Genomic DNA, 22,834 nt, shown 5'->3' with positions numbered 1-22,834 from the left:
GCCTCCTTCTTCTGTCTTGATATTACTGTCTGCAGTTTCTCTGCCTCATTGCCCCTGTTTATTATACTATAACTGTGCCTGAATTTCCTCTAACATTTCCCGCACTGTTTTTCCATATACCGGATGGCGTTTGTACGGTGCAATTTCGGCCAATGGTTCCAGCACAAAGCTTCTTTTGTGCATTTCAACATGTGGAATACAGAGATCATCTTCTTCCAGTACAATGTCATCATACAGCAGAATATCCAGATCCAGTGTTCTCGGTCCCCAGTGTATAATCCGCTCCCTGCCCGCTTCTTTCTCGATCCGGTTTAATTCTTTTAACAATTCTTCCGGATATAATAGCGTCCGCAGTTTCAGACATGCATTTAAAAAATCCGGCTGATCTGTCACTCCGTAAGGCTCTGTTACAAGATAAGAAGAAACTTTTTCAACTGTACAAGTAGGAATCTGTCCTATTTTTTCGACTGCTTCATTCAGATAAGTTTCACTGTCACCAATATTAGAGCCAAGTGCGATATATGTTGTATGCCATTCGCGCGAAATTTTAACACTGACTGTTTTCAGCGGAAGTCCTACCGGTGCCCATGGTTTCTTGATCTCCAGATCGATCTTGCAAAGTCCCGATATGCTCTTAAGCATCTCTTCCGCAAGGGTTTCTGCCACCCGTTCTAGCAACTGGTAGGTATGTTCTTTCATATATTTTGTGATAAATGCACTGACTTCACCGTAATGGATAGATGCCGTCAGATCATCTGTCTTCCCGGCTTTTCTTGTATCTGTATAAAGCACTGCTGACACAAGAAATTTCTGCCCCAGTTTGTTTTCCTCCGGAAATACACCGTGATTGGCAAATACTTCCAGATCTGTAATTTTTATCTGGTCATAATCCTGACTTGTTTTTTTATTTATATATTTCATAATTATTATTCCTCACACCTGTCACTCTTTCTGCCAGTCTGCTTTCCTGTTTGCAAAACTTCATGAGTATTATTGTCCTAATCAGCTACCTGTTTCCCATATTTTACACTTCATGCTCACGCATAATTGCCTGCGTCATGCGGATTGCGCGAAGATTTTTCTGTACATCATGCACACGCACAAACGCACAACCTTTCTGTACACCATATACAGTTGTAACAAGCGTTCCTTCTTCTCTTTCTTCTACCGGAAGATCAAGAGTAAGTCCGATCACAGATTTGCGCGACGTACCGAGAAGCACCGGATAGCCGAGCTTGTTCAGGCATTCCATTTTATCAATGATTTCCAGATTCATCTCACAAGTTTTTCCAAATCCTACACCCGGATCAAGAATAATCTTATCCTCTGAAATACCTGCTTTTTTTGCAAGTGTCACACACTCCTCCATATCTGTCATGAAATCCGTCAGAAAATCTGTATATTCTGCTTTTTCCCGGTTATGCATCAGGCAGCATGCCACATCATACTTTGTAATCACTCCTGCCATCTTCGGGTCGTATTTTAATCCCCAGATGTCATTCACCAGATCAGCACCCGCCTGAAGTGCCGCTTCGGCAACTCTGCTCTTGTAAGTGTCGATGGAAACAGGAACAGCAAACTCCTGTTTCAGTCTTTCGATAACCGGTGTTACTCTTGCAATCTCTTCATCCTCCGTAATCTGTACATGCCCCGGTCTTGTCGATTCGCCCCCTACATCAATGATCGCAGCACCTTCGTCTATCATCTGTTTTGCATGTGCAAGTGCTCTATCCATACCGTTATATTTTCCTCCATCCGAAAATGAATCCGGCGTTACGTTTAAAATTCCCATTACATACGTTTCATTTTTAATATCAAACTCTTTTTTCCCGATGATCATATCTGTATCTCCCTGTTTTTCTTTTCTTCACTCCAGTTACATTCTTTTTTCGCTGGGCAGGCAAAGCAATTTCTGGAACATTTATCACTTTCGTATAAAAGTCTTTCCAACTTTGTCATATCTTTTCGTTCTCTGCGATGCCCACGGATGGCTGTCAAAATTTCTTTTTTTTCTTCTTCCGTATAGGAGACTGCCTCTGGCAGTGAATCCAGAATCTTCTCTGCAATCTGCGCTCCGGCAATCTCGTGCGGAATCTTTTCTTTGTATTGCAATGCTTTTCCGATATCATGTAAAATCGCTGTCGTATACAGCAATTCCTTCGAATATCCAAGATTATTTTCTAAGTTCCGAATATATGCAATTCTTGCTACATCTAACAAATGTTCCATCTGATGACAGCAGAAGATCCTGTCTCTTTCTTCTTCTCTCAGTTCTTTGTAATACTGCTGATATAACGGATGTCTGAGTACTGTATTTAGCCGTTCCATCTTCTGTTCTTTCTCTGCATGTTCCATTAACTTCCTCTTCGCCATTTCATCTATTTCCCAAGCATCCGGAAGAACCGCTCTTCCAGAGTCGGATCGGTTTCAAATACGCCTCTTCTTGCAATTGTCACGGTCTGACTTCCCGGCTTTTTAATGCCGCGCATTGTCATACACATATGCTCTGCTTCTACCATAACCATTGCGCCTTTCGGACACATATACTGCATCAGCGCATCGGCAATCTGTCCGGTCAGTTGTTCCTGTAACTGCAGCCTTCTTGCAAACACTTCTACTGTTCGTGCCAGTTTGCTAAGTCCTACAACTTTTCCGTCCGGAATATAAGCGATATGTGCTTTCCCATAAAACGGAAGCAGATGATGTTCACAGGTTGAATAAAATGTGATGTCTTTTTCAATAACCATCTCGCTGCTGTCTACGGTAAATGTTTTTGCCAGATGGACTCCTGCATCTTCGTCCATTCCGCCATAAATTTCCTCGTACATTCTGGCAATTCTGTCCGGTGTATCTTTAAGGCCTTCCCTTGTTATATCCTCTCCCATACCTTCCAGTAATAAACGGACTGCCTGTTCTATTTTCTCATGATCGATCATGTCTCTCTCCCTCTATATTTCTACTATCTGTTTTATTCTATCAAAAATGTTGTTTTCTGCAAATATATCACTTTCATGCTTTATCCCATGTTTCCACAATCTGAATCACATCTCCCAGATAAGATAGAGAACCGCAGGCAATCACAACGGATTTCTGATTCTCTTCTATCTCTTTTTTTGCATTTCTATATGCAGTCTTCAATGCCTCTTCCAAATCACTATGTGCGTCTGCTTTTTCAAATGCAATTACGTTTTCACAATATTTCGCTGCGTCTTCCGCAAGCACTCCTGCCAATAATGTGCGTTCTTCATTCGGAAGATGAATCGCATATACACACTCTGCGTCCGGACACAACAATGCTGTGATCTTTTTATATTCTTTATCTTTAAAAACGCCCATAATCAGGTGGATCCTGTAATTCGGAAAATATCGTCTTATTGATATAGCGAGCTTTTTTGCTGCATCTTCATTGTGTGCGCCATCAACAATCAAAGGTGGATTCTCCCGCAGACTGGTAAATCTTCCCGGCCACTTTGTCTCTGCCACACCAATTTGCACAGCTTCTTCCGGTATTTTGTATCCTTCTTTTCGAAGCGCACAAACTATCTCCAGCGCTGTTGCCAGATTTTCTTTTTGATATTCACCTGTAAGTCCACTATGAAGATTTCCAAAATCCGGTGTTTCTACATCCATTCCTTTGTATGTTTCTTTTTGTATTATCAAAAGTTCCGGTTTTGCCTCCGTAAACGGGCAGCCTGTTCTTTCTGCCTTTTCTTCCAGTATCTTTTTCACTTCCGGCTTCTGTTTTGCAGACACAACTTTACATCCCGATTTAATAATCTCACATTTATCTGCTGCAATTTCTTCGATTGTATTTCCCAAAATCCCAATATGATCCATACTGATTGTTGCAAATGCCGCCAACACAGTTGTCTTTACAATATTCGTTGCATCCAGTCTTCCGCCGAGTCCGGATTCCAGCACAACCAAATCACAGCTTTTTTTCTTAAAATATAAAAAAGCCATTGCCGTCTCAACTTCAAACAGCGTCGGTATCGGTGCACCTGCTGTTTCTAATCCGGCAATCGCTTCTTTTATCTCTTCCGTCAACTCTGTAAGTTCGTTTTCGGAGATCCATTCTCCATCCACCTGAATCTTCTCACGATAGGAGAGCACTGTCGGTGAAACATATCGTCCTGTCCTGTATCTTGCTTTACTTAATATTGTTGAAGTATACGCAAGCACAGATCCTTTTCCGTTTGTTCCGGCAATATGAATGAACTTTAAATCCTCCTGTGGATTCCCCAGTTCCTCAAGCAGTCCCCGAATCGTATCCAAGCCAAGTACACTTCCGTATCTGGACATCGCATCCAGATATACCCTTGCTTCTTTATAAGTCACGTTTCTATTTCCTTTCTGAAATTGTTCTAACCTCTTCATAATAGCACTAACCTTTCATTCTCTCAAGAAAAATCACTACCCTATAGTATCATTTTTATTAATAAGCACTTTCTCTTTTGTCTATAATTCATATATTTTATCCCGTTCCTGTCAGGAATAATCTTAAAAGTTAAGAGGTACAGCAACCATTTTTCATTGTTGCTGTACCTCTTAATATCTCTATGTTATATGTCTGCCTTAACCCCAGTTCATTCCTTTTCCTGCTTCCAAGTATATCCTTTTCTGAAATGCTACCGTCCTTTATCGGAATCAATAAATCTCCGGTCTCAGAAAGCGCCGCCTCTTTGGAATCGCAGATGATTTTAGATGCTCTTGGAAGGATCGCCGGATCCATTTCATGCTTATGTGGCTCATAAGTGCCGACACAACTGATCGTTGCTCCGGCTTTGACTTTTGTCCCATCAAATACCGGCTTTGAAGCAGTTCATGGAATTTGCCGCACTCTGGAGCCAGGAACACCAGCTTCTTATATAATACACTGCCGGCGGTGGTCTTCTCGTACTGTTATCCAGTCTTGATTTCATCTACTGTAATCAGTTATCCTGTACCAGTCCTGCGATTACACAGACCATCTTATCTAACTGTATCGGCTTGGAAATATGTGCATTCATTCCTGCTTCTTTACTCTTGCGGATATCTTCTGCAAATGCATTTGCTGTCAGACGCCGGTTCGCAAGAAGGCTTTATACTTTATCATTCACCTTTTCTTCCGTGCGCATTGCCTTTAAAACAGCATCTTTGATGCACTGCGCATAAGCTTCTGCCCCTTTCGGAAGCAAATGTGTATCGTCCTGGTCAAAATATTCCGGATGATCTGCACTTGCCGTATACCAGTCGATCAGATAGGTATGCTCGTGTTCTTTGACAAACTTGCGGATTTCTTCATTATTAGAACCCTCAAAATCTTCCTTCGGAGCATGGACAGTGGTCAGGAACAGTGGTTTGTCTCCGACTTTCTGTCTTATTCGTCCAAGTGTATCGTACATTGGACCATTTGTTCCAAGTGCAAAGATCACGCCATCGCCGTCCCATTTCTTCTGTGTCTGGTATTCGTCAAATACTTTCACTCCTGTCAGGGTAGAACGTCCGATCTTCGTATCGCTGATACTGTTTGGAAGTACTTTGTAAAAATAATCTGTTACATCTACAGTAATGGAATCACCGATCAGCAGCATCTGTACATTTTTCAGCAGTTCTTCATCCGTCATTGTACTCTTGCTGGTCTTTGCTGTCTTTTTTGCTTTCGCTTTCTGTTCTTTTAATTTCTGATTCGTCAGCTTTGTTACTTCGGTTGCTTTCTTTTCACGCTTTGCTACCGTATCCAGTGTTGTCTTCTTCGGAACAAATGCAATACATAAGCTTAATGCAAGTCCTGTGGCTAATACTGCTGCCATCGCCTTAAGACTTCTCCGTGCCACCTGGATCTGTCTATGACGTTCTCTTCTGTTATGCGGTCTGCTGTTGATGATTCCGATATATTCTCCGATAATCCCATGACGGACCGGTGTCTCAATAAAACGATAGGAAAGTTCTGCAAACCCCACACTTAAGACTACTTCTAAAATCACAATCCACCATGCCGCTCTCTTTCCGCCGCTCATCAGCACAATAATCGGATAGTGCCACAGATAAATACTGTAAGAGCGGTCTCCGATCCATTTCAGTATGTTGGAGCCTAATATTATATTTAAAAGGCTTCTGCTTACTGTCACTGCATATACAACAAATGCCGCCAGGACAGATACGATTGCCTGACCTCCATAATATAAGAAACTGCTGTAGGAGCTGATGAGCATCATCATTCCGATCAGGATCAATACAGAAATACTTCCGATCACTGCCCATAGTTTTCCCCGCAGCTTTACCTTTATAATATGATATTCCTTCTGGATCGCAGCCAACGCTCCGATCAGAAGAGAAAATGCTCTTGTGTCTGTTCCATAATATACGCGGCTCGGATCTCCGTCCGGGCTGTAGAGTACGCCCATCAATACTACTGAGATCATCGCAAGCACTGCTGTGACTGCCGCAAACACTTTTCCTCTGTTTCTTGCCTTCGATAACAGAATCAAAAGGATTGGATAAATCAAATAAAACTGTGTCTCAATCGCCAATGACCAGCAGTGGGTAAATGGAGAAGGCGCTCCTGCATTTTCAAAATAGGATACTTTTCTGAAAATCTGCCACCAGTTGTTATACCCAAACACTGCGGATAACAAATCATTACAACCTTTCGTAAATACAACTCGGTTCACGACTGCGCTGACGAAGATCATCACAACTGCCATGGAGAGTACTGCCGGCAGCAGTCTTCGGATTCGCCGCAGCCAGAAGTTCTTCAGATCTACGCCACCGCTTTCTTCTATCTCATTTATCAGAATTCCTGTGATCAAGTAGCCGGATATTACAAAAAATACGGTTACTCCCAATAACCCGCTCTTCGCAAATGGCATCTTCAGATGATATGCCAGAACCATGATTACAGCAAGTGCCCTTAATCCGTCAATTTCTTTGATATACTTTCTCTTTTTCTGTATTTTCTTTTCCATTTTCTTTTCCTCATTCGTATGCTGTCTTTCGTATGTTGTCGTTTTATCTATTGATTATAACATATGCTCCTTCCTCTGCGCTTTCTTAAATAGTTAATATTTCTTTAAGTTTTCTTATTATAATACTTCTATTTCTCCGAATGCTTTCAGAAACTGTTTCTTGCCATATCCCGGAAATTCCATTTCTATCGTCATATCATCTTCTGATGTGATAATGCCTTCACCGTACTTTGAATGTCTGCCTCTCCGTACAACCCGCTCTTCTGTATTTGTCTGTCTTTCTTCTTGTTTTACAGACTCTGTTTCTGTCTGTCTTTCTTCTTGTTTTACAGGCTCTGTTTCTGCCATATTTTCCTCCGCAGATTTTCTCCTTATCGTTTCTACTGCCTGCCGTCTTAAACTCTGTAAATTTGCTTTTCGCTCTTCGCTTCCCGGTTTTTCTTCCCAGTCAAGCAAATGCTCCGGCAGGCGCTTCAGATATCTGCTCGGTGCTTCAAACACACCGGGAATTGTCGGATTCGTGTAATAAGATAATTCCAGATTCTTTCTCGCACGGGTAAGCCCTACGAAAAACAGACGCATCTCCTCTTCTTCCTGCTCCATACCGGTGCACCGAAGGGGAATCAGTCCCTGATTCAATCCGACAATAAATACATAATCGAATTCCAGACCTTTTGATGCATGCAACGTCATAAAATGTAGTACTTCTCCTTCTTTTCCGACATTGGAAAATGTAACCGGCAATTCCGCTCTTTCAAATACCTTTTCCAAAATTTCCGCCTGCAGACGGTTCTTATACTTGATCTTATATCCGTTCGCATCTGCAAGGTCAAGCAGCATCTGCAGCTCTTCTTCCGATTCTATCACTTCAAATTCACGATTCCAGTCGGTTGTCTCATTCTGATTCACTGCTCTATCTGTACCTTCGACTGTACATTTTTCAGGAAGATATTTACAGAGAAGCTGTCTTGCTACACTGTGGAATGTGCCGAATCCCCACATAGATTTTTCAATACCCAGCCGCTCCGCGGTAAGAATGTAATTCATCAATGACAATATATTTAAGATTTGCGAAAATCGTATCAAACCCGTAATTGCTGTGATTTGGCAAAAAAGCTCCATTTAACATCTCCGGGTTCGTCAGGATAATATTTGCGCTCTGTCTGATTCTCGTACGCTCTGCCGGTTTCGTATCTCCATCATATACCCCGGCAGATATCTTCCCGTCACCGAAAAACTCAATCGCCGGCTGCAGGGCACGATACTGGTCGCTTGCCAGTGCCTTCGTCGGGTAAACAAAAATCGCTCTCGCCAGCGGATTCTCAAGAATCTCCTGCAAAACCGGAAGCAGAAATGCCAGCGTCTTACCACTCGCCGTTGAAGTTGTGATCACGACATTCTTTCCCGCTTCCGCAGTTTTGAACATCTCCACCTGATGCGAATAAAGCTGCTGATATCCGTTCTCTTTAAGATAATCTCTCAGCTCATCCTTAAGCGATTCTGGATATGCTTCACAAACCGCCTCTTTTGCCGGTATCTTTCTTGTATGAATAATATAATCTCTGAATTCTTCTGTCATGTATTTCCAGCCCTCTGTCCCCGAACATATATTCGCATTTAAGTATAGCACAGAACTGTTGTTCTCGCCACATTAAAATGCCACCTAATAATAATCATAAAATATTTCCTAATTTCTTCAATTCGTTCGAGAAAATCTCTGTGTCTTCCTTCTCCTCTATGAAATGATCCATTCGCCTGATTCATTTCCCATGCGTGTTCCTTTCTTTGTGGTTTTAATATCCTACTATTTCTTATGATTGACAATATATATTCCGGTGCAGACCAAAAGTAAAGCCACCAGACTTCCAATATTAAATGCCTGACGTACCTCTCCTAATATCAGCGCAGATAATATCACACTGCACAATGGATTCACAAACCCGAAAATCGCAACTTTTGAGACATCATTCCATGCAAGAAGCACCGACCAGAGCGTATATGCAACCGCCGAAACCATTGCAAGATAGAAAATAATTACTACACCGCCAATCGTGACATTTCCAAGGTGTCCGCCCATTCCGGTGCCGATCAATGTCAGCACGATTCCGCCCATTGTAAACTGTGTTCCGCTTAATATTACCGGAGAAACTTTTCTTGAAAATATATTGATCAATACGGTAGAAATTCCATAGGAAAGCTGTGCGATCAGAATAAACCCTTCACCAGTCAGCTTAAATCCCATGTCCAGAGAATTTCCCATGATGTTGATCACAACAACTCCGGCAAATCCCAGTATGCAACCTGCTGATTTTCGTACCGTCATACGTTCATTTCTAAATACCAGACAGGATAGCAAAATTGCAATAAAATTGCCAAGTCCGGTAATAATACCACCTTTCACACCTGATGTATTTGCAACACCTATGTAGAAGAAAAAATACTGTCCGACTGTCTGCGCCAGGCAAACCGGTATCGCGTATTTCAGGACTTCTTTATCAGGAAACATCACCTTTTTCTCTCTTATTGATGTAAATGCCAGAACCAGCAGTCCCGCCAGCGTAAACCGTATTCCGGCAAAGACAATCTGGCTTGCCGTATCTGCTGAGTCCATCTGCATAAGGTGATATCCTGTTTTTATCATTGGTATTGCACTGCCCCATAAAATGCAGCAAACGCAGGCAAGAAGCGCCACGATGCCGGTTCTGGTTAATGTGCTTTGTTTTTGCGTCATTAGTTTATACTCTCTTTCCTGTTGTATGATATAAATTGTTATTTTCTGTTATTCACTATTATAAACTACTATCGCTTCCAAAGAAAACATTTTGTAAAAACATTTCCTAACAAAAAACTGATACCCCATAAATATGAAGTATCAGTTTTCTTATTCATAAGCGTTCTGAATAGTTATTATTTATAATATCTTACTCAAAAATTCTTTCAGTCTCTCATCTTTTGGATTACTGAAAAATTCCTCCGGTTCTGCCTGTTCTTTGATCTTGCCTTCATCGATGAACACAACTCGTGTTCCAACTTCTCTGGCAAATCCCATCTCATGTGTGACAACGACCATTGTCATTCCTTCTCTCGCGAGCTGCTTCATGAGATCCAGAACTTCTCCAACCATCTCCGGATCAAGTGCGGAAGTCGGTTCATCGAAAAGCATCACTTCCGGATCCATCGCCAGTGATCTTACAATGGCAATTCGCTGTTTCTGTCCACCGGATAACTGCTCCGGGTAAGCATTTGCTTTGTCAGCAAGTCCTACTCGTTCCAGTAACTCATCCGCTCTTTTATCAGCTTCTTCTTTTGTCATTTTTTTCAGTGTGACCGGAGCCAGCGTAATATTTTCACGGATCGTCTTGTGTGGAAACAGATTAAAATGCTGGAATACCATTCCCATCTTCTGTCTGTGCAGGTCGATATTGGTCTTCGGATCTGTAATCTCATCTCCGTCAAAAATGATCGAACCGCTTGTTGGCTGCTCCAGAAGATTTAAAGAACGGAGAAATGTAGATTTACCGGAGCCGGATGGTCCGATAACTACAACCACTTCACCTTTTTTAATATCTGTTGAGATACCGTTGAGTACATTATTTTTTCCAAATGATTTATGCAGGTCTTTGACCTGGATCATTGTATCCTTATTATCGCTCACTGTTTCTCAACCTCCTTTCCAGCTTATTCATAAAGAATGTCAGCAGCATAACAAGTGCCAGATAAATGACTGCTGCCGCCAGAAGAGGCATAAATGCATCGAATGTACGGCTCTGAATAATCATTGCCGCCTTTGTCAAATCCTGCTCCCCGATATAACCGATGATCGCTGTCTCTTTGATCAGCACGATCATCTCATTTACCAGCGCCGGAAGCACATTTTTAAATGCCTGCGGAACGATGATCAGACGCATTGTCTGTGCATAATTAAGTCCCAGGCTTCGTCCTGCTTCTGTCTGTCCGATTGGAATAGACATAATACCGGAACGCACAATCTCTGCAACATATGCACCGGAATTAATACCAAAGGCAATACCACCGATGATAATGGAATCCAGTGAAGAAGAGCCGAACACAACCAGATACATGATCAAGATCTGGATCATCGTCGGTGTTCCACGGATCACTGTCAGGTACACTTTACAGATTGCATTTAATATCTTTAATTTGTTTGTCTTATCATGGTAAGAACGAATGATCGCTACAATAAAACCAATGATAACACCTAAAAGCAAAGCCTCTAAGGTGACAATAATTGTCACCTTGAGACCGCTCACAAGACCGAGCCAACGGTCATCCTTTATAAAGTTCGCATAAAACTTTGCTGAAAAATCTGCCATGATTACTCCTATTTCTTAACGATCACTACCTGTGAAGCGTTAGCATATGTATCTGTGAAATCGGCATTTTCTTTTCTCTCATCTGTTACTGTCATACCTGCTGCACCGAAATCAGCTTTTCCTGCTGCAACTGCCGGGAGAATAGAATCAAATTCCATATCTTCTACTTTTAATTTGTATCCTATCTTATCGCAGATTGCCTGTGACATATCAACATCGATACCTACAATAGCATCTCCTTCGTGATATTCATATGGTTCAAACTCAGCATTTGTTGCCATTACAAGTGTTCCTTTGGAAGTATCTGTTCCTTCCGGAGTTTTGTACTGATATTTACCTGCATCATCACCGATGTAGTTACCGATGATCTTATCAACTGTTCCGTCTTTTTTCAGTTCTTCTAATGCTGTATTCATTTCTTTTAACAGTTTGGAATTACCTTTTTTCACGCAGATTGCATACTGCTCATCATCAAAGATACCGTCAATGATCTTCAGATTGTCATTCTTCTCAACAAACTTCTTAGCCGGCTGAGCATCGATAACAACACAGTCTAATTTTCCAGATTCCAGAGCCTGTACTGCTGCTGCACCCTTTGGATAACGTTTCATCTGTGTATCTTTCTTTACGATCTTAGAACTTTCCAGATCTCCGGTTGTTCCCTGCTGAACACCAATTGTAAGATCTTTCAGATCTTCTGCTTTTGTTACTTCTACTTTTTTGTCTTCGCTTTTCTTGTCACTTCCGCATGCTGCAAGTGAAAATACACAGGCAGCTACTAAAACAACACTTACTAACTTCTTGAACTTCATATTTCTTCCTCCTAAAATGATCTTTCTCATTCATACAACTTGTATCGTATTAAACAAGATTCTGTATAATCATACAGCTATAACCTTCATTTTACCATGTTTCAAATAAAAGGCAAGTATTTTTATGCAAGAAATGCTTTTACAACCGTCATAATTATGATGATTGCACCGAGAATGATACGGTAATATCCAAATACTTTGAAGTCATTTTTCTTAATATAATTCATTAAGAACTTGATCGCTACGATGGACAGTCCGAAGGATACGATACATCCGAGCATCAGATAGCCAACCTCAGCTCCTGTAAATGCAAATCCAAATTTGACAAGCTTCAGTAAACTTGCTCCGAACATAACCGGAATTGCAAGGAAAAATGTAAATTCTGCTGCCACTTCTCTGGACACACCGATTAGCAATGCTCCGACGATTGTTGCACCGGATCTGGATGTCCCCGGAATCAGTGCAAGCATCTGGAAGGCACCGATCCAGAGCAACATACGGATATCCAGTTCTGAAATCTTCGTAACCTCTGGTTTTCTGTTTTTATTACGATTTTCAACAACAATAAACAGAATACCATAGACGATCAGCATGATTGAAACCGGAAGTGGTTTATAAAATACAGAATCCAGCCAGTCATTTAACAAAATACCAACAACTGCTGCCGGTACACATGCAATGGCTACTTTGATCCACATCTGCCATGTCAGCAATTTCTGCTTATGAGTCTTCTTCGGTGAAAATGGGTTCAATTTGTGGAAATATAATACAACGACCGCCATAATCGCTCCAAGCTGGATCACGACATTAAACATTTCCATAAAATCATGACTTAAATTCGGTGACAATACATCACCTACCAGAATCAGATGTCCGGTACTGCTGACCGGAAGCCACTCGGTAATTCCTTCTACAATTCCGAGAATAATAACTTTTAATGCGTCTAACATAGTTTCTTTCCTTTCTACTATAATATATAGTAACATCTGGTGGGAAAGCTCCAAACTTTGCCACCTGTTAATTTCTTCGTGTTTTACAATATATATTTTTCAATAAATGTTGCGACACCGTCTTCGTCGTTCGTTCCGGTAATATAATCGGAAACTGCTTTTACCTGATCGGTCGCATTTGCCATTGCAACTCCAATCCCCGCTTTCTTAAGCAGCTGGATATCATTATTGCCATCGCCGAAACCGGCCACTTCCTCATGCGGGATTCCCAGATGATCTGCAAACCACAAAATTGCATTGCCTTTATCTACGCCGGCAGCATTTACTTCTATATTATTGGAAAGTGCTCCGGTCACTTCTATACCTTCTACTGCTTCTAGACGCTTACGTGCTTCTGTCCGCTCTTCATCTATCTTAAATACTCCCTGTACTTTGTCTGTGTCCTGCCCTTTTTCACGAATCAGTTGTAAAATATCCGGCACCGGTGTTCTAGTCGCACGTACATATGCCGCCATCTGCGGAGAACGCATATATTCTCCGACTCTGGAAAATTCTTCTGCTTCTGCATATCCTTTTCCACCATAATAAACTTCGCGCAGTGCGTCATAGTCACTGAAAATCTCCATGATCTGCTCAGCTGTCTTCACAGGTACAAGCCGTTCATAGAGGCATCCACCTGTCTGTATCTCCATGATCCTTGCGCCGTTCGCTGTAATCGCATACTGGACTCCCGGAAATTCTACGACTTCTTTTGGCAGTCCGCCAAGTGGTCTTCCTGTGACCGGCAGAATCCAGATTCCCTGTTCGATTGCTCTTGTCAGTACTTCTCTCGTATGCTCTGCGATATGCTTCTCGCTGTTCAGCAATGTCCCATCCAGATCAAATCCGATAATCCTGCACTTAATTTTCATAGGTTGTCAGTTCCTTTCTCTCTTTTGAAAAGAAATACGGCTGCAGACTGATCTTATCGCCTTCTGCTTCATAGGCTCCTTTTGCATGATCGCGAAGCTGCTCTACAACCTTCTGCTGGCTCGCCGGTGCAAAGATTACGGTATCTTTGTGCGGCACATAGATAACCAGATCGTCTTTTAATTTGTCAGCACACACCTGCCAGATATGGCGAAAGCACACAGAACTTGCCTCATGTACGCCATCCGCAATAATTCCAAATCCGCCGTACCATGTATTTCCAATGACAAATTCTACGTCACGCACCAGATTCTCGCATGCTGTGTGATACAGCTCCTCCACTGCGATCTCCGGTGGGAGCATAGCATCTTTTAATACTTCGTAGCTTTCTTCGCCTCTCTTAATTACAAAAATGATCTTCAGATCTCCGGCAAACCCAATCACCGGTGTATCTTTCTCTGAGAAATTCTTACCATTAAGTGCCTGCTGATCTGTCAGCTCATTTTTCACCCATGGATAAATCTTGTCTTTGATCTTATCATATTGATAGTGTTCTTCTTCATATTTGCGCATCTCATGAATCCCTTTCTTCTTTATACAAATATAGTTTATCTCTTAATTTGGAATATTTTCTTTAGATTAGTTAAATAATATATAAATTTCCATTATCTTTTATTTTACCAAAGTTTCTTATAGAAAGCAATTACATCCGCCTTTTCCTCTTCTCACTGCCTTGACGCTTCCTCTGTGTTACGGTATAATATACTGACACTTGCACAGAAACAGAAAGGATATGTATATAATGAATAATAGAAAGAAACGAGTTTTACTGGCAGCTACAGGGCTTCTGTGTGCCGTATCCATTGCTTCTGCCCAGACTTTCGTATATGCTGCCCCTTCTACAAAAGATCTTGAAAAAAAGACATCGGATCTCAAGGATGATCTGCATAGCATGAACAGTGATCTTGCTTCACTTAGCAAGAAACTGGATAAAACATCTGGTAAGATTGAGAAGATGTCCGAACAGGTCGAGAAAGCCAAACTTGATCTGGCCGCTGCGAAGCTAAACGAAGAGGCACAGTTCAAGTCTATGAAAGAACGTATCAAATTTATGTATGAAGGTGGGAGTGTATCTCTATTCGAGATTCTGCTGACTTCTGAGAATATGGCAGATTTTCTGAACAAGGCAGAGTACGTTTCTAACATCAGTGACTATGACCGCAACATGCTGGATAAGTTCCAGACTGCGCGCGAAGAAGTTGCAAAGAAGGAATCCGGATTGAAAAAGCAGCAGGCTGATCTGGCTTCTATGCAGAGTTCTCTGAACGAACAGAAAAGTAACTTAAGTGATAAGATTTCCAATACTTCGAGTAAACTGTCTGATTATAATGCACAGCTTAAGAAGGCAAAGGCTGCCGAAGAAGCGATGCGTACTGCCCGCAACAACGATGTATCCGGCAACACCGGTAAGCAGAGTTCCGGCAATGGCGGCGGTACTTCCAATTCCGGCAAGAAGTTCAATGCGAACACTTCCGATGTTGCGCTCCTCGCCGGTATTCTGGAATGTGAAGCCGGTGCTACTTATGAAGGCATGCTTGCAGTTGGAACAGTCATTATGAACCGTGTGGAGAGTTCCCGTTTTCCAAATACGATTTCCGGTGTTGTTTATCAATCCGGTCAGTTTGCACCGACATGGAATGGTGCATTGAACCGTGTACTTGGACGTGGACCTTCCTCTTCCGCTTATTCTGCTGCCAAAGCAGTGCTCGGCGGAGCCAGACATAACAAAGTCCGGAATTGTTATTTCTTCTGGGCTGCCTTTACCGGACATGCCGGGATTAATGTAGGTGGCAATGTATTCTGGTAGATTTAATACTATATATTCAATAATCTAATTATAAAAAAAGAAACGAGCAGGCATTCATTTTGCCTGCTCATTTCTTATATATTGCAAATTACAGATATCGAAATTACATTAATTTTCTAAAGAGGTCTTTCAACTCTTCTACATTTGTATCTTTCGGGTTACCCGGACAGCATGCATCTTCTCCGGTGTAGATTTTCTATATCCCAATACCCACTGCGTTGTCATATACACGGAGCCCTGGCAATACATTTCCAGCAGAAATTTAAGTTTTTCATTAAGTTTCTGACCGGTTCTGGATTCTATCTGTCACCTCACTATTACCTCTGCTCCACCTGATGAGCTACGGAATCATCTCCCGGTAGCGCAAATGTCTCTATATCCACCATCCGATTCAGTCTTCCTTCTCTCCATATCATCAGGTACACATGAAATTCAATACTGTCTCTTGCTGTAATAAAAGGCTCTTCCCGGAGAATCACCGTTTCCCTTCCTTCTCTTTTTAATTCCATTTTGCGCTTTCTCGCTGCATCCATGATGAGCTTATATTTTTCCATCGACGCTTCATCGTATTTACGTTTTGGATAAACAGCGCCTGCATGACGGAACTTCCGCATCAAGATATCAATTGTCTTGGCGTGGCTTTTGCGGTGCAGTTTCACAGCAATCCATTTTGCCATCACGCGTGCAAGAACCGGATTCGATACACATTCGGATGCATATTTCCGGTAAGTCTTAAGACTGTGCACGAGGCTCATATCCTCTGCCTCTGCCGCGATCTCTTCCAGAACTTTGATTCCTTCTTCGTCCGGAACCCACAAATGCTCTTTCGGAACAATATATTTCTTCGGCGCTGAAGGATAACAGCCATAACTAAGCGGTGGAAATCCGGCAAGTTTCACAAGCCACTGCTCTCTTTCTGTGCAGTAGGTATCACCCAGGTATTTCCATTTGTCCTGTAAAATAGCAATTTTATATTCCAACTGTCTGAGATATTCATAGCCTCTCACCCAGAAATGCCCGATTTCTCCGTAATCATACAGCATATATTCAAATTCCAGCCGCTGAAAAAATATCGTTACCATTGAATCGCCGCAAAGTACCGCCAGAATATAACGGTCCTTGTCCCGCTTCAAGGTTGCATCAACCGAACCTTCATAACCTTCTTCATAAAATCCGGTCATCTTTGCTTCTTTGAATACAAGAAAGCTCTCGACTGCATCATTCATCAGATAAACAAGTCGAATTTCTTTTTTCTCTTCATTCGGAGGCAACAGCTCAAACTGGTTCTGTGCCAGTAATTCCTCCAACATATCAAATGTATTTAATAACCCCATTTCGACATCCGCTTTCGTAATATTTTTTGATCTTAATATCATTCTAACAAATCATGCCGGAAAATCCAATCGAAAAAAACGCACCAGACAGATTTCCTGCCTGATGCGTTCAGTTAGTTTTTTAGGAGTTTTATAAATGAGTTTATAATTAATTCTATCTTTCCATACTTGCGATGTGGTCTGTGTGAAGCAGCATATGTGCTTTGTGAGAATTTGGTTTCTCAAAATATTCTTCATACATCTTAAGTACATCTTTGTTTTCATGTGAGAAACGGATATCTGCATTCTTATCCAGATAATACAGATTCTTTCCTCGCTCAAACGCAAGCTCTTCTCCATCGTGGATCGGCTGTCCGCCACCGCCTACGCATCCGCCCGGGCAAGCCATAACTTCTACGAAATCGTAATGGACATCTCCGCGCTCGATCTTCTCAAGCAAGGCTCTTGTATTTGCAAGTCCACTGACAACTGCCGTCTTTACAGTGATATCGTCAATGGCAAAATCAGCTTCTACAACACCGTCGTTCTCCTGGAATCCCTGGCTTCTGACAACTTTGAATGCGTCAGCTTCCGGATTCTCATTCTTAAGCAGGTAGTAAGCGCTGCGAAGTGCAGCCTCCATAACTCCACCGGTTGCTCCGAAGATCACACCTGCTCCGGAACCTTCCTGCATCGGTCTGTCACTTGCAATATCTTCTAATGTATCCGGACTGATATGAGCAGAACGGATCATTCTTACCAGCTCTCTTGTTGTAATAACTGCGTCAATATCATGTCCTGCATACTCTTCATAATACAGTTCCATCTCACGCTCGCCCTTCTTAGCCACGCACGGCATTACGGACAGTGTGTAGATCTTCTCCGGCTCTACACCCAGTTTTTCTGCGAAATACGTCTTCATAGCAGCACCGAACATCTGCTGTGGTGATTTTGCAGTTGAGAGCTGTTTTACCAGATGTGGGAACTGTGACTTAATGAAACGAATCCAGCCCGGACAGCAGGATGTGAACATCGGACGTTCTTTTAACTCTCCGGATGTGAAACGTTTCAGGAACTCCGTTCCTTCTTCCATGATCGTAAGATCTGCTGAGAATGTGGTATCAAATACATAATCAACGCCCATTCTCTTCAAAGCATCCAGAATCTTTCCAACTTTGGCATCTTCCGGTGCAAGACCTAACTCTTCACCCCATGCTGTACGAACAGCCGGTGCAACTTGAGCTACTACGATCTTGTCTTTATCCTCAATTGCTTTCCATACTTTCTCTGTATCGTCACGCTCACGAAGCGCTCCTACCGGACAATGTGTAATACACTGACCGCAAAGTGCACAGTCTGCTTCATCAATACTTCTGTGACCTGCAACATTGATCGTTGTTCTGGAACCGGTACCTTCTACATCCCAGATTCCAAGTCCCTGGATCTTATCACAAACCTGTACGCAACGCATGCACTTGATACATTTGGAAGAATCGCGGATCAACGGGAAATGTTTGTCCCATGGCTGTTTCTCCAGCTGCATCTTGAACGGAATATCAAAAATATTCAGATCATTCGCCACTGTCTGTAAACTACAGTTGCCACTTCTTGAGCATGTCACACACTCGCAATCATGCTGAGATAAGATCAGTTCCACTGTTGTTCTTCTATGTCTACGTACCTTCGGACTGTTTGTATAGATCACCATGCCTTCCTTTACAACATTGTTACAGGATGTGATGAGTTTTTCTTTTCCTTCTAATTCAACAACACAAACACGACAGGCTGCAATCTCATTAATTCCTTTGAGATAACAGAGTTTTGGAATCGGAATTCCATTTGATGCGGCAGCCTCCATAATTGTGGTATTCTCTTCTACTGAGATCTTTTTTCCATCTATTGTAAGATTTACCATAATGTCTCTCTGCCTCCTTTAAATATTCCGTATCCAAAGTGATCGCAGCGAAGGCATCTGCTTGCCTCCTGTTTTGCTTCCTTCTCTGTCATACAGTTTTCTACGCCTTCAAAATCACAGACTCTCTCACATGCTTCACGCTCTGTCAGATTGACTCTTCCACATGGAGTTCTGTCACGAAGGGCTGCTTCCGGAATCTCAACATCACAGGAAATCTCGTGATGGTATCCCAGATATTCATCAATATTGGCAGCAACAACTTTTGCAGCAGCAATTGCTTTAATAACAGATGCCGGACCACTTGCACAGTCTCCACCGGCAAATACACCTGGCATATTCTCAAATGTTCCTGTACTCTTTGTAACGATCTTACCACGCTCAACCGGGATACCTGCTTCTTCAAAATGACGCGTCTCGATATTCTGTCCGATTGCTACGATCAGTACATCACATGGGATATAAATGTCGTCTTCTCCGGTCGGTTTGATGCTTGCTCTTCCATCTTTGATAGAACTGATCATCTGCGGAGTTACATAAATTCCCTTAATATGGTGCTTCTCATCAATATCGAGTGAAGCTGGTGCTTTGAGTGTCTGTAATTCGATACCTTCTGCTACAGCGCCTTCTATTTCCCCCGGAAGAGCTGTCATATCTGCTACTCGTCTACGATATACGATACTTACCTTCTTAGCGCCCAGTCTCTTAGCTGTACGAACTGCATCCATGGATACGTTACCACCACCGATGACAGCAACTTCTTTTCCGGTCAAATCCATGATCTCGTTCTTTCCTACATTACGTAAGAACTGCACTGCGGATAAGATTCCATCTGCGTCTTCCCCGTCAAGGCCCAGTTTCTTATCTGTACTAGCTCCGATTGTAATCAGCACTGCATCGTACTGTTCTCTTAATTCCTGAATATTGATATCCTGACCAATCTTCAGACCGTATTTGACTTCTACTCCGGTCTTCAGGATTGCGTTAATGTCATCTTCGAGTCTCTCTTTCGGCAGACGATAGTTCGGAATACCATAACGTAACATTCCTCCCAGTTTCGGAAGCATCTCATATACAGTTGTCTGATGCCCCATTAACTGAAGATAATATGCTGCACTTAATCCTCCCGGTCCTCCACCGAGTACTGCGATCTTCTTACCTGTGCTCTTTGCACACTTCGGCGGCTCTACTTCTCCTGCGAAATCAGCCGCAACACGTTTCAGTCCGCGGATATTTACAGAATCATCTACCATGTTTCTGCGGCATCTTGCCTCACAAGGATGCTCACAGATAAATCCACATGTCGTCGGGAATGGATTATCCTTACGGATCAGGCGGATTGCATCCGCATATCTTCCTTCTCCTACTAATGCAACATATCCCGGAATATCAACATGTGCCGGACATAAAGACACACAAGGTACCGGCTGATTATATGTACAGGTACAACGTCCTCTCTGAATATGCTCTATATAATCATCGCGATATCCGATCAGTCCTTTGTATACCATGTTCGCAGCTTCGTAACCAATCGCACAGTCCGCTGATTCCATAATAGACAATGCTGTCTGCTCCATAGTGTCTAATGTCTCCATTGTTGCTTTACCATCCAGTACATCTTTGATGAACTGGTTTAACTGTCCCAATCCAATACGGCATGGTACACACTTTCCACATGTCTGTGCGTGACATAACTCCAAAAATGCTCTTGCCATATCAACCGGACATAAGCCCGGAGGGCTTGATTCGATTCTTCTCTCCAGATCTTTGTAAAGGCCTTCCATAACGATTTTCGCCTTTTTTGGAGAGGCAATTTCTAACCTACTCATTTCATACGTCCCTTCTTTGTATTATTATTGATGCAGTTTTCTTATTATAGCATTTTTTTTTTTATTTGTAATCATGCACAGCAAAAGTAGATAATTTAACGATTTATTGATGATTTTGTCACAATTTATTTATTTCATCTATACTTACTTGTACCGTTTTCTTTAACTTTTTCTAAATTAATCTTCGAATAAGTAACATCTCATAACTATCTCTTCTTTCAAAATATTTCATTAAACTTTTTACATATTTTCTTTTCACTTTTTCATACAAAAAAAGACTATGAAACAACTCTGCTTCATAGTCTTCCGATATTCTTTCAACAATCTGATAATTAAACCAGTTCGATCAGAACTTCCATTGCTGCATCACCTTTACGCTGTCCGATCTTGATGATTCTTGTGTAACCACCGTTACGATCAGCGTATTTTGGTGCGATCTCATCAAAGAGTTTTGCAACAAGGTCAACATCTTTTGTATTTTTCTTTCTTCCAGCCTGTGCTGTCGGAACTTCTTTTACAGGATAGAGAACTTTTAACATCTGACGACGTGCGTGAAGTCTGCTAGGCATATCTTTCTTGATTGTCTTGTCAACTTCATCGTATACTGTAACTTTCTTACCGTCTACAACTTCTTTTACACGTTTTCCGTCTTTGTCTTTGCGAGCAACTTTAGCTTTAACAGTTACTTCTTCAAAGTTGTCTTTTTCTCTGACAGCCATAGCGATCAGACCTTCAGCGATCTTGCGGATCTCTTTAGCTTTAGCTTCTGTAGTCTTGATCTTACCATTGTTAAGTAATGCTGTTACCTGGTTTCTTAATAAAGCTTTTCTCTGGCTTGATGTTCTGCCGAGTTTTCTATACTTTGCCATTATTCATATCCTCCATATTTACACTTGGTTATACTCTTCGGGCTTACTAGCCAAATGCTCTGCTGTGCACTTTCAGACTTATCAGCAGAAGGCACTTTTAGGAAAAACCGTGGAAACCCGATTTATTCCTCTCCTTTGCTTAAGCTTAATCCTAATTCATCAAGCTTAGCAAGTACTTCTTCTAAGGACTTACGTCCAAGGTTACGAACTTTCATCATGTCTTCCGGTGTTCTGTTTGTCAGTTCTTCAACCGTGTTAATACCGGCCCTCTTCAGACAATTGTAAGAACGTACAGATAACTCTAATTCGTCAATGCTCATCTCAAGCACTTTCTCTTTCTCGTCATCTTCTTTTTCGATCATTACTTCTGCAGCCTGAGCTACTTCTGACAGATCAATGAACAGTTTCAGGTGCTCACTGAGTACCTTAGCTGCCAAACTTACTGCTTCATCCGGGAGCAGTGTTCCGTTTGTGTATACATCTAATGTTAATTTGTCAAAATCTGTAATCTGACCAACACGAGTATTTTCAACGGTAAGATTTACACGTTCAACCGGTGTGTAGATAGAATCAATCGGAATTACCGCAATCGGCAAATCGTCGTTCTTATTCTTATCAAAGCTTACATATCCTCTTCCTTTCGTGATGGTTAATTCCATGTAAAGCTTGCTGTCTGCACCGCCGTTCAGTGTAGCGATTACTGTCTCAGGATTCATGATCTCGATGTCCTGATCCACCTGAATGTCTGCTGCTGTTACAACACCTTCACCCTCGAACTCGATATAAGCTGTCTTAGGCTCATCTGTCTCGGATGTATTCTTGATAGCCAGTGATTTCAAGTTCATGATAATCTCTGTAACATCCTCTTTCACCCCTGGAATGGAGCTGAACTCATGAAGTACCCCATCAATCTTCACCTGGCTGATTGCAGCACCCGGTAAAGATGAAAGCATGATTCTTCTAAGGGAGTTACCTAATGTTGTACCATATCCTCTTTCGAGTGGTTCTACAACAAATCTTCCATATTTCTTATCTTCTGAAATCTCAGTTATTTCAATATTGGGTTTATTAAAATCAAACACTAAGTCCACC

General features: G+C 41.9%; 22 protein-coding genes and 1 pseudogene. 1 reads left to right on the top strand and 22 read right to left on the bottom strand.

Features of this window, described 5'->3' with window-relative positions; all coding sequences use genetic code 11:
* Window positions 1-66 precede the first annotated feature (66 nt).
* The 17 genes and pseudogenes from folK to DXC04_RS07565 all read right to left on the bottom strand — a co-directional run bounded on the left by folK (window position 67) and on the right by DXC04_RS07565 (window position 14,525).
* Window positions 67-921 (bottom strand): 2-amino-4-hydroxy-6-hydroxymethyldihydropteridine diphosphokinase, encoded by an 855-nt coding sequence (folK, locus tag DXC04_RS07640; RefSeq protein WP_118660640.1) that lies wholly within the window; start codon window positions 919-921, stop codon window positions 67-69.
* 103 nt (window positions 922-1,024) lie between these two features.
* On the bottom strand, window positions 1,025-1,840 hold the full coding sequence (gene folP, locus DXC04_RS07635; RefSeq protein ID WP_118660638.1) for a dihydropteroate synthase: 816 nt from the start codon (window positions 1,838-1,840) through the stop codon (window positions 1,025-1,027).
* Window positions 1,837-2,328, bottom strand: a complete 492-nt coding sequence (locus DXC04_RS07630; RefSeq protein ID WP_118660719.1) for an HD domain-containing protein — start codon at window positions 2,326-2,328, stop codon at window positions 1,837-1,839. Before DXC04_RS07630 ends, folP begins: the two co-directional genes overlap by 4 nt.
* Before the next feature lie 50 nt (window positions 2,329-2,378).
* On the bottom strand, window positions 2,379-2,936 hold the full coding sequence (gene folE, locus DXC04_RS07625; protein ID WP_118660636.1) for a GTP cyclohydrolase I FolE: 558 nt from the start codon (window positions 2,934-2,936) through the stop codon (window positions 2,379-2,381).
* Window positions 2,937-3,009: 73 nt separating this feature from the next.
* Window positions 3,010-4,338 carry a bifunctional folylpolyglutamate synthase/dihydrofolate synthase gene (locus tag DXC04_RS07620; protein ID WP_243112118.1) on the bottom strand — a complete coding sequence of 443 codons (1,329 nt, stop codon included), beginning with the start codon at window positions 4,336-4,338 and terminating at the stop codon, window positions 3,010-3,012.
* 169 nt (window positions 4,339-4,507) lie between these two features.
* The gene (locus DXC04_RS07615) at window positions 4,508-4,732 is read right to left on the bottom strand and encodes a hypothetical protein (RefSeq protein WP_330426442.1); all 225 of its coding nucleotides are present in this window, start codon (window positions 4,730-4,732) and stop codon (window positions 4,508-4,510) included.
* Between the two features lie 67 nt (window positions 4,733-4,799).
* On the bottom strand, window positions 4,800-4,922 hold the full coding sequence (locus DXC04_RS16035; RefSeq protein WP_279220497.1) for a hypothetical protein: 123 nt from the start codon (window positions 4,920-4,922) through the stop codon (window positions 4,800-4,802).
* Window positions 4,923-5,081: 159 nt separating this feature from the next.
* Window positions 5,082-6,947 (bottom strand): acyltransferase family protein, encoded by a 1,866-nt coding sequence (locus DXC04_RS07610; protein ID WP_243112117.1) that lies wholly within the window; start codon window positions 6,945-6,947, stop codon window positions 5,082-5,084.
* Window positions 6,948-7,064: 117 nt separating this feature from the next.
* A complete protein-coding gene (locus DXC04_RS07605; RefSeq protein ID WP_279220498.1) occupies window positions 7,065-7,949 on the bottom strand; it encodes a 3'-5' exonuclease in 885 nt (294 codons plus the stop codon).
* A 13-nt stretch (window positions 7,950-7,962) separates the two neighbouring features.
* A pseudogene (locus DXC04_RS07600) lies at window positions 7,963-8,526 on the bottom strand (DEAD/DEAH box helicase); the annotation flags it as partial.
* A gap of 225 nt (window positions 8,527-8,751) precedes the next feature.
* A complete protein-coding gene (locus tag DXC04_RS07595) occupies window positions 8,752-9,678 on the bottom strand; it encodes a DMT family transporter (protein WP_118660630.1) in 927 nt (308 codons plus the stop codon).
* Between the two features lie 180 nt (window positions 9,679-9,858).
* Window positions 9,859-10,581, bottom strand: a complete 723-nt coding sequence (locus DXC04_RS07590; protein ID WP_147323698.1) for an amino acid ABC transporter ATP-binding protein — start codon at window positions 10,579-10,581, stop codon at window positions 9,859-9,861.
* 10 nt (window positions 10,582-10,591) lie between these two features.
* Complete coding sequence (locus DXC04_RS07585; protein WP_021860943.1) at window positions 10,592-11,281, bottom strand: amino acid ABC transporter permease; 690 nt, start codon at window positions 11,279-11,281, stop codon at window positions 10,592-10,594.
* Between the two features lie 8 nt (window positions 11,282-11,289).
* Window positions 11,290-12,093, bottom strand: a complete 804-nt coding sequence (locus DXC04_RS07580; RefSeq protein WP_118660628.1) for a transporter substrate-binding domain-containing protein — start codon at window positions 12,091-12,093, stop codon at window positions 11,290-11,292.
* A gap of 122 nt (window positions 12,094-12,215) precedes the next feature.
* On the bottom strand, window positions 12,216-13,043 hold the full coding sequence (locus DXC04_RS07575; RefSeq protein ID WP_118660626.1) for an undecaprenyl-diphosphate phosphatase: 828 nt from the start codon (window positions 13,041-13,043) through the stop codon (window positions 12,216-12,218).
* An 83-nt stretch (window positions 13,044-13,126) separates the two neighbouring features.
* A complete protein-coding gene (locus tag DXC04_RS07570; protein WP_118660624.1) occupies window positions 13,127-13,954 on the bottom strand; it encodes an HAD family hydrolase in 828 nt (275 codons plus the stop codon).
* Complete coding sequence (locus DXC04_RS07565; protein ID WP_117537802.1) at window positions 13,944-14,525, bottom strand: DUF1444 family protein; 582 nt, start codon at window positions 14,523-14,525, stop codon at window positions 13,944-13,946. Before DXC04_RS07565 ends, DXC04_RS07570 begins: the two co-directional genes overlap by 11 nt.
* A 229-nt stretch (window positions 14,526-14,754) precedes the next feature.
* On the opposite strand from DXC04_RS07565, the gene DXC04_RS07560 reads away from it, so the two are divergent.
* Window positions 14,755-15,819: a coiled-coil domain-containing protein gene (locus tag DXC04_RS07560; protein WP_021860948.1), complete on the top strand. Its 1,065-nt coding sequence runs from the start codon at window positions 14,755-14,757 to the stop codon at window positions 15,817-15,819.
* Between the two features lie 317 nt (window positions 15,820-16,136).
* Here DXC04_RS07560 and DXC04_RS07555 read toward each other — a convergent pair whose 3' ends face one another.
* The 5 genes from DXC04_RS07555 to DXC04_RS07535 form a co-directional block, all read right to left on the bottom strand.
* Window positions 16,137-17,153, bottom strand: coding sequence for a DUF3878 family protein (locus DXC04_RS07555; protein WP_117537870.1), 1,017 nt, complete (start codon window positions 17,151-17,153; stop codon window positions 16,137-16,139).
* A 154-nt stretch (window positions 17,154-17,307) separates the two neighbouring features.
* Window positions 17,308-19,047 carry a [FeFe] hydrogenase, group A gene (locus DXC04_RS07550; RefSeq protein WP_021860950.1) on the bottom strand — a complete coding sequence of 580 codons (1,740 nt, stop codon included), beginning with the start codon at window positions 19,045-19,047 and terminating at the stop codon, window positions 17,308-17,310.
* Window positions 19,041-20,873: an NAD(P)-binding protein gene (locus DXC04_RS07545; RefSeq protein ID WP_118288380.1), complete on the bottom strand. Its 1,833-nt coding sequence runs from the start codon at window positions 20,871-20,873 to the stop codon at window positions 19,041-19,043. The genes DXC04_RS07550 and DXC04_RS07545 overlap by 7 nt, the downstream gene beginning before the upstream one ends.
* Window positions 20,874-21,205: 332 nt before the next feature.
* Complete coding sequence (locus tag DXC04_RS07540) at window positions 21,206-21,742, bottom strand: bL17 family ribosomal protein (RefSeq protein ID WP_021860952.1); 537 nt, start codon at window positions 21,740-21,742, stop codon at window positions 21,206-21,208.
* A gap of 122 nt (window positions 21,743-21,864) precedes the next feature.
* Window positions 21,865-22,824, bottom strand: a complete 960-nt coding sequence (locus tag DXC04_RS07535) for a DNA-directed RNA polymerase subunit alpha (RefSeq protein ID WP_118660622.1) — start codon at window positions 22,822-22,824, stop codon at window positions 21,865-21,867.
* Window positions 22,825-22,834: the final 10 nt, after the last annotated feature.

Origin of the sequence: Dorea sp. OM07-5, assembly GCF_003481355.1 — a bacterium.
Taxonomy (GTDB): domain Bacteria; phylum Bacillota; class Clostridia; order Lachnospirales; family Lachnospiraceae; genus Dorea_D; species Dorea_D hominis.
The sequence above is the reverse complement of the archived record's forward strand: the minus strand, read 5'-3'. Positions and strand labels throughout refer to the sequence as shown.

Coding starts and splice junctions, on each gene's coding strand:
- DXC04_RS16035 (WP_279220497.1), bottom strand. CDS start 4,922: ATGAAATCAAGACTGGATAACAGTACGAGAAGACCACCGCCGGCAGTG.
- DXC04_RS07555 (WP_117537870.1), bottom strand. CDS start 17,153: ATGGGGTTATTAAATACATTTGATATGTTGGAGGAATTACTGGCACAG.
- folE (WP_118660636.1), bottom strand. CDS start 2,936: ATGATCGATCATGAGAAAATAGAACAGGCAGTCCGTTTATTACTGGAA.
- DXC04_RS07565 (WP_117537802.1), bottom strand. CDS start 14,525: ATGCGCAAATATGAAGAAGAACACTATCAATATGATAAGATCAAAGAC.
- DXC04_RS07550 (WP_021860950.1), bottom strand. CDS start 19,047: ATGGTAAATCTTACAATAGATGGAAAAAAGATCTCAGTAGAAGAGAAT.
- DXC04_RS07580 (WP_118660628.1), bottom strand. CDS start 12,093: ATGAAGTTCAAGAAGTTAGTAAGTGTTGTTTTAGTAGCTGCCTGTGTA.
- DXC04_RS07570 (WP_118660624.1), bottom strand. CDS start 13,954: ATGAAAATTAAGTGCAGGATTATCGGATTTGATCTGGATGGGACATTG.
- folP (WP_118660638.1), bottom strand. CDS start 1,840: ATGATCATCGGGAAAAAAGAGTTTGATATTAAAAATGAAACGTATGTA.
- DXC04_RS07610 (WP_243112117.1), bottom strand. CDS start 6,947: ATGGAAAAGAAAATACAGAAAAAGAGAAAGTATATCAAAGAAATTGAC.
- DXC04_RS07595 (WP_118660630.1), bottom strand. CDS start 9,678: ATGACGCAAAAACAAAGCACATTAACCAGAACCGGCATCGTGGCGCTT.
- DXC04_RS07545 (WP_118288380.1), bottom strand. CDS start 20,873: ATGAGTAGGTTAGAAATTGCCTCTCCAAAAAAGGCGAAAATCGTTATG.
- folK (WP_118660640.1), bottom strand. CDS start 921: ATGAAATATATAAATAAAAAAACAAGTCAGGATTATGACCAGATAAAA.
- DXC04_RS07560 (WP_021860948.1), top strand. CDS start 14,755: ATGAATAATAGAAAGAAACGAGTTTTACTGGCAGCTACAGGGCTTCTG.
- DXC04_RS07575 (WP_118660626.1), bottom strand. CDS start 13,043: ATGTTAGACGCATTAAAAGTTATTATTCTCGGAATTGTAGAAGGAATT.
- DXC04_RS07540 (WP_021860952.1), bottom strand. CDS start 21,742: ATGGCAAAGTATAGAAAACTCGGCAGAACATCAAGCCAGAGAAAAGCT.
- DXC04_RS07590 (WP_147323698.1), bottom strand. CDS start 10,581: ATGATCCAGGTCAAAGACCTGCATAAATCATTTGGAAAAAATAATGTA.
- DXC04_RS07605 (WP_279220498.1), bottom strand. CDS start 7,949: ATGTGGGGATTCGGCACATTCCACAGTGTAGCAAGACAGCTTCTCTGT.
- DXC04_RS07630 (WP_118660719.1), bottom strand. CDS start 2,328: ATGGAACGGCTAAATACAGTACTCAGACATCCGTTATATCAGCAGTAT.
- DXC04_RS07585 (WP_021860943.1), bottom strand. CDS start 11,281: ATGGCAGATTTTTCAGCAAAGTTTTATGCGAACTTTATAAAGGATGAC.
- DXC04_RS07615 (WP_330426442.1), bottom strand. CDS start 4,732: ATGGATCCGGCGATCCTTCCAAGAGCATCTAAAATCATCTGCGATTCC.